Origin of the sequence: Delftia sp. ZNC0008, assembly GCF_000799035.1 — a bacterium.
GTDB classification, from domain to species: domain Bacteria; phylum Pseudomonadota; class Gammaproteobacteria; order Burkholderiales; family Burkholderiaceae_C; genus Comamonas; species Comamonas tsuruhatensis.
The window spans coordinates 1-612 of record NZ_JTKZ01000048.1 but is presented as its reverse complement, the minus strand read 5'-3'; the positions used below and the strand labels follow the sequence as shown (position 1 = coordinate 612).

At 70.4% G+C, this 612-nt stretch carries 1 protein-coding gene; it reads left to right on the top strand.

Features of this window, described 5'->3' with window-relative positions; translation table 11 throughout:
* A partial coding sequence (locus L995_RS01425; RefSeq protein WP_047468430.1) for a carboxylesterase family protein occupies positions 1 to 612 on the top strand: 612 nt, incomplete at both ends.

The window sequence follows — 612 nt, the reverse complement described above, 5'->3', positions numbered from 1 at the left end:
CCGCGTCCCAAGGCCTGGGAGGGCGTGCGCGAGGCGCGCCAGTTCGGCAACGCCTGCCTGCAGATCGGGCGCATGTACGGCCCGGGCGCCAACAACCGCTTCGACGACACCATTGCCTCCACCCTGGGCCAGCCCGTGGGCAGCGAGGACTGCCTGACGCTCAACATCTGGCGCCCGGCCAGCGGCGCCGAGAAGCTGCCGGTGCTGGTGTTCATCCACGGCGGCAGCGCCATCTCGGGCTATACGGCCGATCCGCTGTATGACGGCGCCGCCCTGGCACGCGCTGCCAATGCCGTGGTGGTCACGGCCAACTACCGGCTGGACATCCTGGGCTACATGCACATGCCGCAGATGCAGGCCGGCGCACCGGCCACGGGCAACTTCGCGCTGCTGGACAACCTGCAGGCGCTGCGTTTTGTGCAGCGCAATATCGCGGGCTTTGGCGGCGATCCGGGCAATGTCACGCTCATGGGCCAGTCGGCGGGGGCCACCAATGTGCTGGCGCTGCTGGCGGCCGAGTCGGCGCGCGGCCTGTTCCACAGGCTGGTGCCCATCAGCGGCGGGCTGTCGCTGCCGTCCAACCTGCCGGCCGGCGTGCTGGCCACGCTCAAG